The sequence below is a fragment of the Aureimonas ureilytica DSM 18598 = NBRC 106430 genome (assembly GCF_000382705.1).
GTDB classification, from domain to species: domain Bacteria; phylum Pseudomonadota; class Alphaproteobacteria; order Rhizobiales; family Rhizobiaceae; genus Aureimonas; species Aureimonas ureilytica.
Genome location: NZ_ARQE01000005.1, coordinates 134,347 through 149,004 on the forward strand (window position 1 = coordinate 134,347; position 14,658 = coordinate 149,004).

The 14,658-nt window shown below is 71.2% G+C and carries 11 protein-coding genes; all 11 read right to left on the reverse strand.

The annotated features are described in order from the left end of the window. Positions 1-31 precede the first annotated feature (31 nt). Entirely contained in the window at positions 32-616 is a 585-nt protein-coding gene (locus B146_RS0112740) for a tyrosine phosphatase family protein (protein ID WP_019996831.1), read from the reverse strand. A gap of 124 nt (positions 617-740) precedes the next feature. Continuing rightward, a complete protein-coding gene (locus B146_RS0112745) occupies positions 741-2,216 on the reverse strand; it encodes a protein adenylyltransferase SelO (protein ID WP_026358572.1) in 1,476 nt (491 codons plus the stop codon). Between the two features lie 125 nt (positions 2,217-2,341). Then, positions 2,342-3,298 carry an AraC family transcriptional regulator gene (locus tag B146_RS0112750; RefSeq protein WP_019996833.1) on the reverse strand — a complete coding sequence of 319 codons (957 nt, stop codon included), beginning with the start codon at positions 3,296-3,298 and terminating at the stop codon, positions 2,342-2,344. Positions 3,299-3,452: 154 nt separating this feature from the next. After that, positions 3,453-6,950: a type VI secretion system membrane subunit TssM gene (gene tssM / locus B146_RS0112755; RefSeq protein WP_019996834.1), complete on the reverse strand. Its 3,498-nt coding sequence runs from the start codon at positions 6,948-6,950 to the stop codon at positions 3,453-3,455. After that, positions 6,947-8,731 (reverse strand): type VI secretion protein IcmF/TssM N-terminal domain-containing protein, encoded by a 1,785-nt coding sequence (locus B146_RS0112760; RefSeq protein WP_019996835.1) that lies wholly within the window; start codon positions 8,729-8,731, stop codon positions 6,947-6,949. The genes tssM and B146_RS0112760 overlap by 4 nt, the downstream gene beginning before the upstream one ends. Continuing rightward, entirely contained in the window at positions 8,728-10,275 is a 1,548-nt protein-coding gene (gene icmH / locus B146_RS30080) for a type IVB secretion system protein IcmH/DotU (RefSeq protein ID WP_019996836.1), read from the reverse strand. Before icmH ends, B146_RS0112760 begins: the two co-directional genes overlap by 4 nt. Before the next feature lie 3 nt (positions 10,276-10,278). Beyond that, the gene (gene tssK, locus B146_RS0112770) at positions 10,279-11,613 is read right to left on the reverse strand and encodes a type VI secretion system baseplate subunit TssK (protein WP_019996837.1); all 1,335 of its coding nucleotides are present in this window, start codon (positions 11,611-11,613) and stop codon (positions 10,279-10,281) included. Between the two features lie 61 nt (positions 11,614-11,674). After that, on the reverse strand, positions 11,675-12,196 hold the full coding sequence (gene tssJ / locus B146_RS27760; protein WP_019996838.1) for a type VI secretion system lipoprotein TssJ: 522 nt from the start codon (positions 12,194-12,196) through the stop codon (positions 11,675-11,677). After that, a complete protein-coding gene (locus B146_RS0112780; RefSeq protein WP_019996839.1) occupies positions 12,189-12,968 on the reverse strand; it encodes a type VI secretion system-associated FHA domain protein in 780 nt (259 codons plus the stop codon). Before B146_RS0112780 ends, tssJ begins: the two co-directional genes overlap by 8 nt. 185 nt (positions 12,969-13,153) lie before the next feature. Beyond that, entirely contained in the window at positions 13,154-14,233 is a 1,080-nt protein-coding gene (locus B146_RS25940; protein ID WP_019996840.1) for a methyltransferase domain-containing protein, read from the reverse strand. Then, positions 14,234-14,617, reverse strand: coding sequence for a PAAR domain-containing protein (locus tag B146_RS0112790; RefSeq protein WP_026358573.1), 384 nt, complete (start codon positions 14,615-14,617; stop codon positions 14,234-14,236). It abuts the gene before it with no gap. Positions 14,618-14,658 lie beyond the last annotated feature (41 nt).

Below are 14,658 nucleotides of genomic sequence, written 5' to 3' on the forward strand. Positions count from 1 at the left end.
CTCGCCCAAAGCAGGCGCGAGCGCCCAAGCTTCAGGCCGCTTCTGCCATCTCGACTTCGCGGCCGCGCCCGAGATCGCGCATCCACTGCGCGTATTCCGGCTTTTGGGCGAGCTGGTGCGCGTAGTGGCGGCGCAGCGCCGCCACCAGCCGCCCGCCCCGGTCGAGCTTCTCGTCGGCCAGGGCGATCATCACCGAGTTCGGCCAGGCCTTGCCGCGGATCTGGCGAAGGCGCTCGAACAGCTCTTCCTCGCTCGCCTTCGGATCGCCCTGCGCCATCAGGGTGATCATCGCCGCCGTGGAGCGCGAGATGCCCATGTGGCAATGAACGAGAAGATGGCCGGCCGTGCCTTCCACCGCGCCCTTGTCCAGCGACGCGCCGAAGGCGAGGATGGCGGCGACATGCTCCTTGGCCGGCATGATCTGCCCCGGCAGCGGGTCGATGATGTCGTGAAACCGAAGCGTGGTGCGCAGGTGCTTCGAAAAGGCCTCGAAATGATGGATATCGGGATGGCCGGGATCGAGGATCGACAGGACGTGCGTGACGCCCGACTTGCTGTGAACGGGCAGTTCCTCGATGCCGCAAATGGTGCGCGACGAGATCGCTAGGGTCTTCATGCAGGTCCTCCCGACTGGCAATGCAACCTTTGCTTAACCCTCATCACGCGGGCTCACAATGTCCCGCATGAGGCAAAACGAACGGCCGGGCCGAGACCGGGCGTCCGGCCCGGCCTTGCCGGCCTCAGGTTCCGCAGAAGGTCCGATAGGCGGCCTCGGGCATCGGCGGCAGGGCCGCGAGATCGGCGTCGCCCGGATCGACATGACACGGGTCGGCGAGCGCCGCGTTCAGCCGCTCGAAGGGCGCGAGATCGCCGTCTCGCGCGGCCGAAAGCGCGGCTTCTACGAGGTGATTGCGCGGGATCAGCGCGGGGTTCACCGCATCCATCGCGGCGCGGCGCTCCGCCGGCGTTTCCTCTTCGAAGGCCAGCCGGGCGCGCCAGCGCTGCACCCAGGCGTCGAAGGCGGCCGGGTTGGTGAAAAGCGCGCGCAGCGCCGTGTCGGCCTCGGCGCTTTCGGCCGCCGCGCCGAGCCCCCGGAAGGTCAGGGTGAAGTCCGCGCGCTCCTCGGCCATATGAGCCAGAAGATCGCCGATGAGAGCCGCATCCTCCTCGCGCGCGCGGCGCAGTCCGATCTTGCGCCGGAACCCGTCGAGCTGCGCCGTCTGGAACGTCTCGGCAAAGCCGGTGAGGATTTCATGCGCGATCTCCACTGCGCGGCTCTCATCCGGGTCGAGCGGGGCGAGCAGCGTTTCGGCGAGGCGCGCCAGGTTCCACTGTGCGATGCGCGGCTGGTTGGCATAGGCGTAGCGCCCGGTCCGGTCGATCGAGGAGAACACCGTCGCCGGGTCGTAGGCGTCCATGAAGGCGCAGGGGCCGTAGTCGATCGTCTCGCCCGCGATCGACATGTTGTCGGTGTTCATCACGCCATGGATGAAGCCGATCCGCATCCAGTGCGCCACCAGCGCCGCCTGACGGGCGCAGACGCCCTCCAGAAGCGCGCGATAGGGGTTGGGCGCGCCTGCCGCGTCCGGATAATGCCGCTCGATGACGTAATCCGCGAGGCGAGTGATCGAGGCCTCGTCGCCGCGCGCGGCGAAGAACTGAAACGTGCCGACGCGAATATGGCTGGAGGCGACGCGCGTTAGGATCGCGCCCGGCAGCGTCACCTCGCGATACACGGGTTCGCCCGTCGCGACGGCCGCGAGCGCGCGGGTGGTTGGAACGCCCAAGGCCGCCATGGCTTCGCTGACGAGATATTCGCGCAGGACCGGGCCGATCGCCGCGCGCCCGTCACCCCCGCGCGAAAAGGGGGTCGGGCCGGAGCCCTTGAGCTGGATGTCGCGCCGCCGACCGTTTCGGTCCACGACCTCGCCGAGAAGGATCGCGCGTCCGTCGCCGAGCTGCGGCACGAAATTGCCGAACTGGTGCCCGGCATAGGCGGCGGCGATCGGCTCGGCGCCGGGAAGGACGCGGTTGCCGGACAGGAGCGCCGCGCCATCGGCGCCGTCGAGTTCGGCGATGTCGAGCCCGAGTTCCGCCGCAAGCGGCCGGTTGAGCTTCAGGAGAAGGGGCGCGGCAACGGGCGTCGGCCGGGTCGGGCGATGAAACGCGGAGCCGAGACGAACATAGCTGTTGTCGAAGAGCGCGTGGGTCGTCATGGCCAATTCCCTGTCGTCGTCGTGGCGCGGCCGGATCGCCACGTCCTTATCCTGCGGGGCGAGGCGGCGTCACGATGCGCCCGCCTTTTCCTGCAACGAAGGCCGGCAAGGTTCGGTTCGAGGGATCACCTTGGCGAAAACGTCAGGGCCGACCGGTCCGCGCGCCAGTCGCGCGGGGTGCAGCCGAAGCGTCGGCGAAAGGCGCGGTTGAAGGTGCAGGGCTGATCGAAGCCGACGGCGAGCGCGATCTCGCCGATCTGCCGCCTGTCCGTCTCGTCGCGAAGCGCTTCGGCGGCCCGCTCCAGGCGCAGCCGCGTCACATAGGCCGAGATGCCCTCCAGATCGGCGAACGCCCGGTAGAGCGTCGCGCGCGACACGCGGGCCAGCGTCGCGATGCGCGTGATGTCGAGATCGGGCTCGCGATAGCGCTGCTCGATGATCCACCGGACCTCCGCGCGAAGGCGCGCGAGATGGGCCTCCTCGCTCAAGGAGACGGCGCCCGTGGAGCCGAGCACCGACAGGAACGTGCCGATCACCGCCTCGCCCGTGCTCTCCGCGAGCCCTTCTTCGAGACCTGAGAGATCGTCGACCAGCGACGACACTTGGTTCACGAGCGGCGCGGCGTCGAGGCCGGACAGAACGAGGCCATGCAACCCGTCGAAACGGGGAACGAGCTCTTCGATCGTCTCGCGGTCGAAGACCAGCGTGACGCAGCGCGCATTGGTGGAGGATTGTCGGAAGGGCGCGGAGAGATCGCCGAACAGAACACTGCCCGGACCGCCGCGATAGGTCCCGGCGGCGGTTTCGCCGTGAAAGCGCCCGGCCAGATTGACCGCGATGCTGATCCCGTTGAAACCGTCGGAGCGGATGAGCGACGAAGTCCGCTCGTAGGACTGGCCGGCCATGCGCGTGTCGTTGAAGATGACCCGGCCGAGGCGGAACAGGCGGGAATGGGAATAGAACTCGCCCGGCGGCCGGCTGGTGCGCATCATCCGGGCGAGACTTGGCCAGGCCCGTTCGCGCCAGGCATCGTATCTCTCGCTCGCGGCGATCCCGTTGGTGGTCAGTTCCAGAAACCGCATCAGGCTCGTCGCAATGGCGCTTCGATCCGGGACGAACGCCTTTCGGCGATCACCCAGTCCGGTTCGACCTGAACCCGATTGCCCCACGCTTCGTCAAGGAGACGTTCTCCCGTCCTGCCGATCCGGCCCGGCCTCGACGGCGTTCAGGGGGCAGTCAGAGCTGCGGGCAGCGGAAACTTTCCGTGAGCTTGAGTTCGAACGGGCTGCGGGACACGGCCGGCGTCAGCTTCAAGGTGAAGGCCCGTCCGGCAAGCGAGAAGGTCGCCAGAAGCGCGTTGCCGTCCACCAGCCGGCGCTGGTCGGCCTGATCGAGCAGGCGGAACAGCGCCCAAGGGCCCTCCCCCATCTTCATGTTCGCGGCGCCGTCGATCTCGGGCGTCATGGTGAGAACGGCCGGCGCGTTGGGCACGGCCGGCGGCCATTGCCCGCTCATCGGCACGGCGGGTCCGTTGGCATAGCGCAGCGTCTGGCCGCCGATGTCGAACCGGGCGCTCGACACCCGCGCGTCCAGGCGCACCGGCAGGAGCGTGAAACGCGCGGCCGGCCCGTCGCCGCCGGGGAAGAAGGCCTGCGAAATCGCGTCGGCGCGCTCGAAACCGCGCAGCGCCGCGTCGTTCAGCGAGAGTTCCTCGGCCCGGCCCGGCCGCCAGACCCAGGGCCGCGCGGTCGTGTCGATCAAAGGCTTCAGATAGCTCTCGCGGAAGGTCGCGATCTGCCCCTGCGGCCCGAACATCGCCTTGAAATCCTCGAAGGGCGTGTCGTTGGCCGCGCGCGCGCTGAAGGGAAAGCGGTTCGCGGTCGCCGCCTGACAGGCCGGCAGGACCGTCGTGTTCCAGACCTCGCGCAGGCGCTCGCCCGAGGCGCCGAGGATCAGGTCCATCGCCGCCGATTGCAGCCGCCGGAAGAAGGGCTGGAGCGAGGGCGGAAGCGCGGCCACCAGCGTGTCGATCTGCGCCGACACCGTCTGCGGCTCGGCGCCGAGTTCCAGAACGTTGCCGCCTTTGGCGATGTGATTGAGCTGGCGATAGAGCGGTTCGAACGCGGCGAGAACGCCCGCGACCTGCGACGTGCCGCCTTCCGGCGCGGCACTCGCCTGCCGCAGCGGGGCGAAGGCCTCGGTGATCGCCCGCGCCGGGTTGGCCGAAACCGAGAGGCCGAGCGTGTCGGCGGCCGGCGCGAGCGCCGTGGCGAGCGCGCCCGCGACGGCGGGTGGCGCGGCGGGCGGCGAGAAATCGGTTTCCCTGGCCACCGCCGAGAGGAGTTCGGTGACGGGCGATGGCTGCGTGACGAGAACCGAAAGAACGCGCGCGCCGTCGGCGGCCGTCGGCATCGGCCGCACGGTCAGATCGGACAGGAGCCCGTCCCACAGGCGGATCGCCTCGGCGCTGTAGAGCGCGAGCGTGCCCTCCAGAATGGCGCGCGCGTCGGTGCCCTGGCCGGGTCCCAGAACCCAGGCGTCGCGCTCGATCTCGCTGGCGCCTGCGCGCAGCGCCGGCAGCGAGACGGCGCGGAAGGCGCTCGCGGTGAAGAAGCCCGGCAGCCCGTCCCAGAGCGAGGCGCCGCCGAGCCGCGCCAGGACGAGCGAGCCGGACGCGCCGCTGTGGTCGCTCGGCCGCCAGGGCGCGAGCGCGGCGACCTCCGGCTGTGCGCGGGCGAGATCCAGCGCGAGCTGCGCCAGCGTATAGGCGGCGATGCGCCGCCGCGTCTCGGCGATCAGCGCCGGGTCGGCCGGGCGCGGGGTCACGGCATGGGTGCCGAGCGCCACGACATGCGCCGCGAAGGCCGCCTGATCGGCTTCCGGGTGCCCGCCGAGCCAGAGATGGGCGAGCCATGCGCCCAGGCGCGGCAGGTCGAGCGAGGCGAGCGGGCGCTCGCCGCCGAGCGCGAGCGTCAGCTTCAAGCCTTGGTAGAGATCGGCCGCGCCCGTCGCGTCGCTCTCCAGCGTCGCCTGCAGGCCGGCGGCGAGATAGGGCACGAAGAGCCGGTCGAGCCCGGCGGAGTAAGCCGCTTCGGCGTCCTCTTCGAGCGCCGGCACTTCCGCCACGCGCTCGGCCTCTTCGCCGGGCTCGCGGCCCGCGAGCGCGCGCAGATTGTTGAGGATCGGCAGGATGTCGCGGAAGGGCGGCAGACGCGGCCCGAAGCGCGTCGCCGACAATTGCTCCTCGACGAGGGCGGCCTGGCTCTCGATGTCCCGCGCATAGGCGACGGCCGCCTCGTGGCGGGCGATCATATGCGCGGCAAACCCGAGAGCGCCGAGAACCACGAGCACGGCGGCGATCGCCTGCCAGCGCTGCGTGAACCGGCGCGCGGTGGCCGACAAGCCGCTGCGCACCGCCTCGCCGGGGGCGAGCGAGGCCAGAAGCTCGTGCAGGAAGAAGGGCCTCGAGCGCGCGGGCGCGCCTTCGCCGGGGCGCGGCAGGCCGGACGGCGCGCCGAAGCTCTCGCCGGCCGCAAGGCCCAGAAGGTCGATCGGCGGCGCGTCCTGCCGGGCGGAGGCGAAGAAGACGCCGCGCAGGAAGGGCGGGCGATCGAAGCGATGCGGAACGGCGAGGATCTGGATGAAGGGCGCGGCGAGATCGCCGAGTGCGGCGAACTGCTCGGGAAACTCGTAGACCAGAGCGCGGCGGCGGGCGTCCGGCTCTTCCTGAAGGCGCGGCAGGCGCCATTCGGCGGCGCGCTTGGCAAGGTCGGCAAAGCCCTGTCGGAAGCGCTCGGCGGGCGCGAATTCGCGCTCGTCCTCCGAGGCGAGGAAGGGCATGCCCCAGGCGCTTTCGCGCTCGCTGCGGTCGGCCGTCTCGAAGAAGCCGGAAAAGCCGAGGAGCCGATCGATCTTGGAGAAGACGAGATAGACGGGAGGGCGCGCGCGAAACCGCTCGCCCGCCTCGTCCAAGCGGCGGCGCAGCGTCTTGGCGAGCGCGCGCCGCCCTTCCTCGCCGAGTTCGGCAAAGCTCGCCGCGTCCACCACGAGAACGATGCCGCAGGCCGGCTGGCGTCGGCGCAGGCGCCGCACGAGATCGAGGAGCCGCAGCCAGAGCTGCGCTTCGAGCGCGGCGTCCCGCCCGCCATTGGTGAGGCGGCCGGACAGGTCGAGATAGACGGCGTTCTCGGCCAGAAGGAAATCGACATCCTCGGTCGGCCCGCCCGCGCCCTGCGGCGGGCCGAAGGGCAGGCTGAGATCGGCGTTGAGAAGCAGCGCCGTCTTGCCAGCGCCCTCCGGCCCGATCACCAGATACCAGGGCAAGCGGAAGATGCGCCGGCCGATCCGGCCGCGCCCGCCGTCCCGCCCCAGTCGCGCCAGCGTCTCGTCGGCCTTGCGGCGGATCACGGAAAAGCGCCGGTCGGTTTCGGAGCGATCGCGCTCGCTATTGGCCGAGGCTTCGGCCTCCTGCATCCGCAGCGACGAGACCAGCCGCTGGTCCGCGCCGGATTTTCGCCAGCCGAGAAGCGCGGCGGCGATGCCCCAGACGAGCACCAGCACGAGAAGCAGCGCGAGGCGCGGCGCGGCGTCGGCCAGCGGCCGCGTTTCGCCCGCCGAGATCAGCGGCGCGACGAACCAGACCAGCGCGGCGAGCACGAGCGCGGCGAAACTGATCCAGGTCAGCGGATGGGTGAAGAAGCGCCGGACGCGGCCGCGCGAACCGGGCGCGCTCATGGCTGGCTTTCCTTCCAGGCGATGATGCGGCGCGCCGTGTCGAGATAGACAGGCTCCGGCCGGGCCGGCACGAGCGCCAGCGCCAGCGGCGCCTCGTGCAGGAAGGCCGCGCGAGCGGAAGCGTCCGGCAGCGCGGCGGCGGTGCTCTCGATCCAGCCGGCGAGCGCCTCTGCATGGTCGGCGGCTTCGGACGAAGCGGCGCTGAGGCTCTGCGCCAGAGCGGACGGATCGGCGTCGCGGTCCACGAGATCGGCCGCGAGGCGCGCGGTGAGATGCGGGGCAAGACTGTTGCGCAGCGCCCGCTCATGCGCGGCGTCGATCGCGGCCCGAAGCTCGTGGCCGGCAAAGGGCTGGAACGGCGCGCCGAGCCCCTCGCCCTCGTCCAGGCGGCCGAGACGGTCGGTGGTCGCGGCGACGGCACCGAGCGTTTCGAGATTGGCCTCGCGCGAGGCGAGCTTCGTCGCGTCGATCCGGGCGAGCTGGGCTTCGAAGCGCTCGATGCGCCCCTGCGCGCGATCGTAGCTGAAGCGCAGCCAGGTCGCGCCGAGCAGCGAGAGGGTCAGGCACAGGACGAGCACGAGAAGCCCGAACACGGGACGGCGGAACCAGGGCGGCCGCGCGAGGCCGACGAGCCCCGCCTCGCGGATCACCGCGTCGCGCAGCATTCCGGCCACGAAGAACCCGTGCTCGGCATCGCCCATGTCGATATCGGGGAGCGTGCCGCTGCGCGGCATGGCGTAGCGCGCGGCGAGATCGGGCAGAAGCGCGTCGATCGTCAGCGGGTCCTGCTGCGAGCTTGTCAAATAAACGCCGCGCAGGAACGCGCCCTTGCGTCGGCGCACGTCGGAGGGAAGGATCGGCCGCAGAACTGTGTCCACGATCGGGTCCATCGCGGCGACCTGCGCGCCGAAGCCGATCAGCCGGCCGCCCCGCAGAGGATCGTCCACCCGCGCCAGCGCATCGAGAAGCCGGTTGCGCGTCGACTCCACGAGGCTGCGCACGCCGGCATGGAAGGCGTCCACGACATCGGCCGTCTTGGCGCCGTCGCGCAGCGAGAGCGGAAAGGAGAAGCCCCAGGGCTGGTGCCGCTCGCCCGGCTCCAGCGTCTCGAACCCTTCCACGAAGCCGGGAGCGAGATCGATCTTGGTGAGCACGACATAGACGGGCGGGCGCGAGCGAAGGCGCGCCTCCAGGGCGGCGAGGCTCGCGGCGAGCCCCTCCCCGATCTCGCGGCGCTCCAGCGCATCGGCGAGCGTCAGATCGGCGGGGCTGACGGTGAGGATCACGCCGTTCAGCGGACAGGCCGGCCGGAAGCGATGGAGGGCGGCGGCCAGACGCTCGACGGCGGCGGGTTCGCTCCCGATCTCCACGAAGATCGCTTCCGAGCCGATCCACCAGCGCGCGCCGTCGGCTTCCACCGGCGCGTCGAGATCGAGTCCGGAGCGCTCCAGAAGCTGCGACTTGCCCATGCCGGGCGGGCCGATCAGCACGAAGAGCGGCAGGCGATAGCGCTGATGCGGGCCGGCAAGGCGCCGCGCCGCCAAGGCCGAGCGCCATTCGCGCGCGACTTCGGGCTCGGCCTGGATCTCGGGTGCCGAGCCCGCGCTCGTGCGCGCGCCGCCGAAGAACAGGAGGAGGATCGCCCAGACGACGATCGGCGCGGCGGCGAGAACGAGGCGCGCGTCGTCGGAGCCGATCGGCGCCAGACGCCAGACGACGAGCCCGGCGCCGAGCGCCAGGAGGAGACCGAGCATCCAGGCCGCGAGATGGCGCGGTGTCACGGCGTGGCGTCCTCCGCCTGGATGCGGAACTCGACGCGGCGGTTGCGCGCGCGCCCTTCCGCCGTGGCGTTGGAGGCGATCGGCGCGCTGTCGCCTCGGCCGAGGAAGGTGACGCGGCCGGGCTCGGTGAGGAAGCGTTGCAGCATGGCCGCGGCGGACGCGGCGCGGTCGCGCGACAGCGTGTCGTTGTTGCGCGTCGGCGAGGGATTGGCGATCGGCACGTTGTCGGTATGGCCGACGACGGTGATCGGGCCGGGCTCGGGGTTCAAGGCGGCGGCGATGCGGCGCAGGAGCGGCGCTTCGGTTTCCCCGATCGCCGTGCCGCCCGTCGGGAAGGACGCGCGCAGGAGCCGCGCGACGATGTCGCCGTTCTCCTCGACCACCTCGACCTCGCCGCTGGCGATGTCGGCGCCGAGCGCGGCCTGAACGCGCTGGAGCTGCGTCTGCGCTTCCGGCGCGAAGGGCTCGGGAACGGCGGGCACATCCGGCGCGCCGACGAAGACGGGCATGGCCGGCGGCAGCGCCGCGACGCGCTCGGCCGCCGCATCCACCCGCCAGGACAGGAGGAAACCGAGAACGAGATAGAGCGCGATCAGCGCCGCGATCGCGGCGGCCGACAGAACCCAGAACCAGATCATGCGCGCGGGCGGCCGATAGGGCGCGTCCACCGTCGCGAAACCGGCCGACAATCGCCGCTCGTGCGGCCCGCGCAGGCGGCGGATGGTGCGGTAAAGCTCGCCGCGCAGCCGCGCCAGATGCGCCGCGCCCCCCTCCCCCACCCGGTATTTGCCGACGAACCCGATCGACAGGCAGAGCGCCATCAGCTCGAGCGCGTCGAGATTGTCTTCCGGCTGGGCGTAGAGCTGGCCGAGCAGATCGAAGAAGCGCTCGCCGCCCCAGGTCTCCTGATAGAAGGTGCTGACCAGGCCCTTGGCCGGCCAGTCCGACTGGCCGCCCCAGGCGGTGTTGAGGATGATGTCGTCGATCGTGGCGCAGAGCGCGTAGCGGGCGACGCGGGCGAGCCGGGGCGCGACGCCGCGCGTCATCGCATTGGTCTCGAAGCGCGAGACGTCCTCCATCACCCGCGCGCGGAACTGGGCGACGTCGTCCACCGGCAGGCTCTCGTTAAGCCGCGCGGCGAGCCAGAGCAGCGGCGAGGCGACCGCGACCAGCGGATTGAGCGCCGCCAGCTCGAAAGCCTGCTCGACATGGGAATCCGGCCCGAGCCGGATCGAGCCGGCCAGCGGCCCGAGATCGGAGCGGTAGGACCCTGGCGCGCCGCCGAAGGGCGCCGGCCCGCCGAGGCCGAAATCGAGGGGATCGCGCCCGGGGCCCGGCTGGCCGAACGGATCGGAGCGCGGCGCGCCGCCGAAGGGCGAGAAGCCCGGGCTCGGCGCGTTCCAGTCGGACGCGGCGCCGAAGGAGCCCTGGCCGCTTTGGGGCGGATAGGGCGCGGCGCCGGGCAGCGGACGGCGGATCGTCGCGTCGGAGCCGGTGTCGCCGGCCAGCGGATCGGCGAAGGGGTTGGGCGGTCTCGTCTGCACGGCTTAGTCCTTCACCGCCCAGAGTTCGAGTTCGAGACCCGGAAAGTCGCCGCCTACATGCAGCGCCATGCCGCTCGACGTCGCGAACTGCCGCCACAGGGGCGAGGAGCGGTCGAGTTCGCAATAGGCCTTGCCGGTGTGATAGGGGATCTGCCGGGGCGCGACGGGCAGGCCGCGCAAGGGCACGCCGGGCAGCGCCGTGTTGACGAGCTCGCGGATCTGCTCGACCGGCCCGATCTTGACCTGACCCACGAGACCGCGAACCAGCGTGTCGGCGGGCATGTTGGCCTTGGCCGCCAGGAAGAAGCTGTATTTGGCGAACATGGAGCGCTCGGGCACCTGCGCGACGCGGATGCCGTAGCGATGTTCGGTGAGCGGGATCGCCATGGCGCCCTGATCGAGAACGGTCGACAGCGCCTGCCGCAGCGCCATCACCACGGGAGCGAAGGTCGGCTGAAGCTGGTCGTGGCGATAGGCCGGCAGCGGGCGCGGCCGGCGCTCGGCGCTCGTGAAGGTCGAGAGTTCGCCCGCGAGCGAGGCGACGGCGGTGAAGACGGTTTCGGGATGGGCGGTGGAGGCTCCCGCCAGATGCTCGAAGACCGGCTGCCAGCGATTGACCACCTGCAGCATCAGGAGATCGGTCATGTCCGACACGGTTCCTGCCCCGCCGCCCGCCACGAGCCGCCCGGCGATCGCCTCGCCGCGATGGTTCAGGAGGCCGACCACCTCGTTCAGAAGGGCGGCGAGATAGGGCGAGGCCGCGCTGTCGAGGAGCGGCGGCACGTAGTTGTTGTCGAGAACGACGCTGTTGTCGGAGCGCACCTCGATGACGCGCGCGAGGCCGATATGGTGGAAGCCCGCGCGCTCGGCGGTTTCCAGCGTGTAGGACAGGCGCAGCTCGCCGACCTGGATCGGCGCGAGTTCGGTTTCGCCGGCATTGGAATCGGGCACGTCCCGCTCCACGACGCGAAAGCGTGTCGTCGCCTCGCCGTTCGGGCCGGCCGCCTCGAAGCCGCCGGGCTGGCTGATCGGCACGGAAAGATAGACGATGCAGTTGCGCGTGGCAGCCGGCAGAAGCAGTGGCTCGGGATGGGCCGTGTCGTCGGGCATGACGAAGGGCGTGCCGTCCTCGAAGACACCGGCCACACGCTCCACCGCGAAGCGCCCGGTGGAAAGAAGCTCGTGGTTGAGCTTCAGCTCGGTCAGCCCCCAGCCATAGCCGCGAAGCCCGGCCGCGCGCCCGCGCACGAGGCGTTCCACATAGCGCAGGTCCTGCTGAAAATGCTGGGCGCGAATGAACATGCCCTCGGACCAGACGACCCTGTTCGCAAATGCCATGACGTTCCAGCCCCCTTCGCTCCCTCGTCGCGCGTCCCCACGCGGGCGAAGGCTCTTGTTCTCAATCGTCCTGCGGACCGAGCGTGACCGAGTCGCTCTCGATCTTGGCGCGGATCTTCAATGTCTTCTCGCCCTGAAGCGGAATGATCGCCCGCCATTTGGCCTTCTGGAAATCCTCGAAGCCGACAGTGACGCCGACCGCCAGCGCGTCGGGCGCAAGCGGCGCGGAAATGCGCTGCACGTCGCCCGGAATGAGGAAGAGTTCCTTCTTGCCGAGCATCGTCGCCTTCAGCGTCGCCTCGTCCTTTTCCCAAAGCTCGAAGAAGTTCGCTTCGGTGAAGAGATCGGGCGCCGAGAGGATGTAGAGCCGCAGCTGGACCGGCGACGGCACGCCGTCGCGCCCCGGGTTGACGAGCGGCGAAGCGGTGGCGAGGAAGTCGATCTTGGCGCCCTCGGCGGGCTTCTTGATCTCGATTTCCTTGGCCGGCGGCGGCTCGTCCTTCTTCAGGAGGCTGCAACCCGCGACGGGAAGAAGAAGCGCGAGGGCGAGGAGGTGGCGGCGGTTGAGACCCATCTCACGCATGCCCGATCTCGCCGGGGCCGATCTCGCCAGGGCCGATCTCGCCAGGGCCGATCTCGCCAGAGCCGAGCGCCGGACCGGACAGGCCGCGCCGCGCCAGCGCCCGCGCCAGATCGGCCCGCAGCCGCGCGGCGGCCTCCGGCTCCCAGAACACGAGCGCCTCGTCGAGCGCCGCCATGACCTCCGCGCCCGACGGCGCATCGGGACGGAAGGGGGCGGCCGGCTCGGAGGCGAAGGGCTCGAACGGCATCGCCGGCAGCGCCGATGCGGGCATCGGCGGGGCGGTCAGTTCCTCCACCAGAAGATCGTCGAAATCGGGGATCACGGGCGTGGTCGTGGCCGGTAGGGGGATTGGCATCGGCATCGGCGCCTCGACCGCCGCTGTCGGCGCGAACCAGTCGTCGGCGATCAGCCTGTCGGCCTGCGCGCCTTGCGCCTCGCCCGTCTCGCCCGCCTCGCCCGACAGGGCGACCAGAATGCGCGCGTCGCCGAGGCGCAGCACCTGCCCGTCCCGCAGTTCCGCGACGCCGCCTGGCCCCAGCGGCTCGCCGGCTTCGCCGAGAAACACGCCGTTGGTGGAGAGATCGGTCAGAACGAAGCGGTTCGGCTCGGCGTCGATCCGGCAATGGCGGCCGGACACGACGCGCTCGGGATCGGGCAGCACCCAGTCGCAGACGGGCGAGCGGCCGATCAGCAGGCTGCCGGCGCTGAGGGTCCTGGACCGGGCCGCCCCCATCAGGCGCGAAGGTCCCTGGAGGGTAAGGGTGAGAAGCATGCTCTTTGCCGCGCCGCGATCGTTGTCGGGCCGAGACCCGGCCCCTTCCGCCGGAAGCGGCGGATGTCGAAGATTGGATCGAAGACCCGAGCCGGGCGGACGGGCCGAACGGCCGTCAGCCGCCGGCGGCGGGCTTGCACCCTGCGCACCGGCCTTCGGCCGCGTTGACCATGCGTCAAGGCCCGTCAAGCCGCAAGACCCGGCTGGCCCTTGGCGGACCAGGAGAGATGCGTCAGATACTGCATGGCCGAGCGGTCGTGCAGGCGGATGCGCCATTCCGCCTCGCCCGGCGCGCGGCTGCGACGAAGCGCGCCGGCCGCACTCGGCCCTTCCGAGAGGAGCGCGTCCAAGGCGAGGTCGCAGCGCGCGCCCTCGCCCCCTTGCGCGCCGCGCCCGCCCAGCCAGTTCGCGAGCGGCGTCGCCGCGCCGCTCCAGTCGAACGGGGTGGCGAGCGCGCAGGCGCCGCCCGGCGTCAGGACGCGGCCGAACTCGGCGAGCGCGGCCTTGGGGTCGCGCAGGCAGTCCAGAAGGTTCAGGGCGGTGACGAGCGCGAAGCTCTCGTCCGCGAAGGGCAGCGCGAGCGCATCGGCGATCCAGATGTCGGCCTTGCCTTCAGCCCGCACGGAAAAGCTGCGCCGCTCGAAATGAAGACCGGCGCGGCGCCGCTCATAGGCGACATGGCCGCCGACCACGGCATCCCATGCGACGCGCGCGAGCGGTACCGAGAGATCGACGCCGAGCACCAGTTGCCCGGTGCGCTCGGCGAGATCCGCCGTGGTGCGCCCCGCGCCACAGCCGAGATCGAGGATGGGGCCATCGGGAAGCGGCGCGGGCAGACCGTCCAGAAGCTGCGAGAGGACGCGCGACACCTGCCCCGGCTCGACCTGCTCGCCCCCCGCTTCGGCCGGGTCCTGATCGGCCCAATGATCCCAGCCATAGGAGGAGACATGCTGGCGGATCGCGTCGATCCCGGCGCCCGGCCCGGTCGCCTCGGCCAGGAGCGCCGTGACGCCCGGCGTCAGGTCGCGGCGCATGGTCAGGTAGAAGAGATTGTCCGACAGGAAGCGCGGCAGATCGGGCACCAGAACCGGCAGCCCGTCGAGAATGGGATAGCGGTTGCCGCAGGCCTCGCATCCGAGGACACCCGAGCACACGATCTCGTCCCGCTCCTCTTCCACGCAGGCGAGCGCCAGGGGCGCCAGCGTGCCCTGAAGGCGGCAGGCCGGGCAGACCGGACGAAGCGCATGGAAATGGGCGAGCCGCATTCAGCCCCCGATGAGCACGACGGGGCAGCCGGGCGGCAGAACCTTGCCGGTCGGGCTCGGGATCGGCGCGACACAGGCCGGGTGGGTCGTGAGGTCCGACACGCGGCCCGCCGGCAGGCCGCCGATGAGGACGGTCGCCGAGCCGAGCGACAACATGCCCGGCCCGCCCGGTGCGCAGCCGGCCAAGACGCAGGGCTGCGTCATGTCGGTGAGGCGCGCGGCCGGCAGGCCGCCGATCAGGACATTGGGCTGGCCCATGACGATCGGCAGGGGCATGGCCGGATGGGGCGCGGGCGCGGGAACGGGGGCCGCCGGATGGATGGGCGCATGACAATGCGGTGCGTCCTGAAGCACCATATCGGTCATTCGGGCGGCTGGCGGCATGAAAGGAACCTTGCGCAGACGGTGCTGCGGGACTCGACGGA

Bases quoted from the DNA above. Each gene is read 5' to 3' on its own strand.
- B146_RS25940 (WP_019996840.1), bottom strand. From the start codon at position 14,233: ATGCGGCTCGCCCATTTCCATGCGCTTCGTCCGGTCTGCCCGGCCTGC.
- B146_RS0112740 (WP_019996831.1), bottom strand. From the start codon at position 616: ATGAAGACCCTAGCGATCTCGTCGCGCACCATTTGCGGCATCGAGGAA.
- B146_RS0112750 (WP_019996833.1), bottom strand. From the start codon at position 3,298: ATGCGGTTTCTGGAACTGACCACCAACGGGATCGCCGCGAGCGAGAGA.
- B146_RS0112790 (WP_026358573.1), bottom strand. From the start codon at position 14,617: ATGCCGCCAGCCGCCCGAATGACCGATATGGTGCTTCAGGACGCACCG.
- tssK (WP_019996837.1), bottom strand. From the start codon at position 11,613: ATGGCATTTGCGAACAGGGTCGTCTGGTCCGAGGGCATGTTCATTCGC.
- B146_RS0112780 (WP_019996839.1), bottom strand. From the start codon at position 12,968: ATGCTTCTCACCCTTACCCTCCAGGGACCTTCGCGCCTGATGGGGGCG.
- tssJ (WP_019996838.1), bottom strand. From the start codon at position 12,196: ATGCGTGAGATGGGTCTCAACCGCCGCCACCTCCTCGCCCTCGCGCTT.
- tssM (WP_019996834.1), bottom strand. From the start codon at position 6,950: ATGAGCGCGCCCGGTTCGCGCGGCCGCGTCCGGCGCTTCTTCACCCAT.
- B146_RS0112745 (WP_026358572.1), bottom strand. From the start codon at position 2,216: ATGACGACCCACGCGCTCTTCGACAACAGCTATGTTCGTCTCGGCTCC.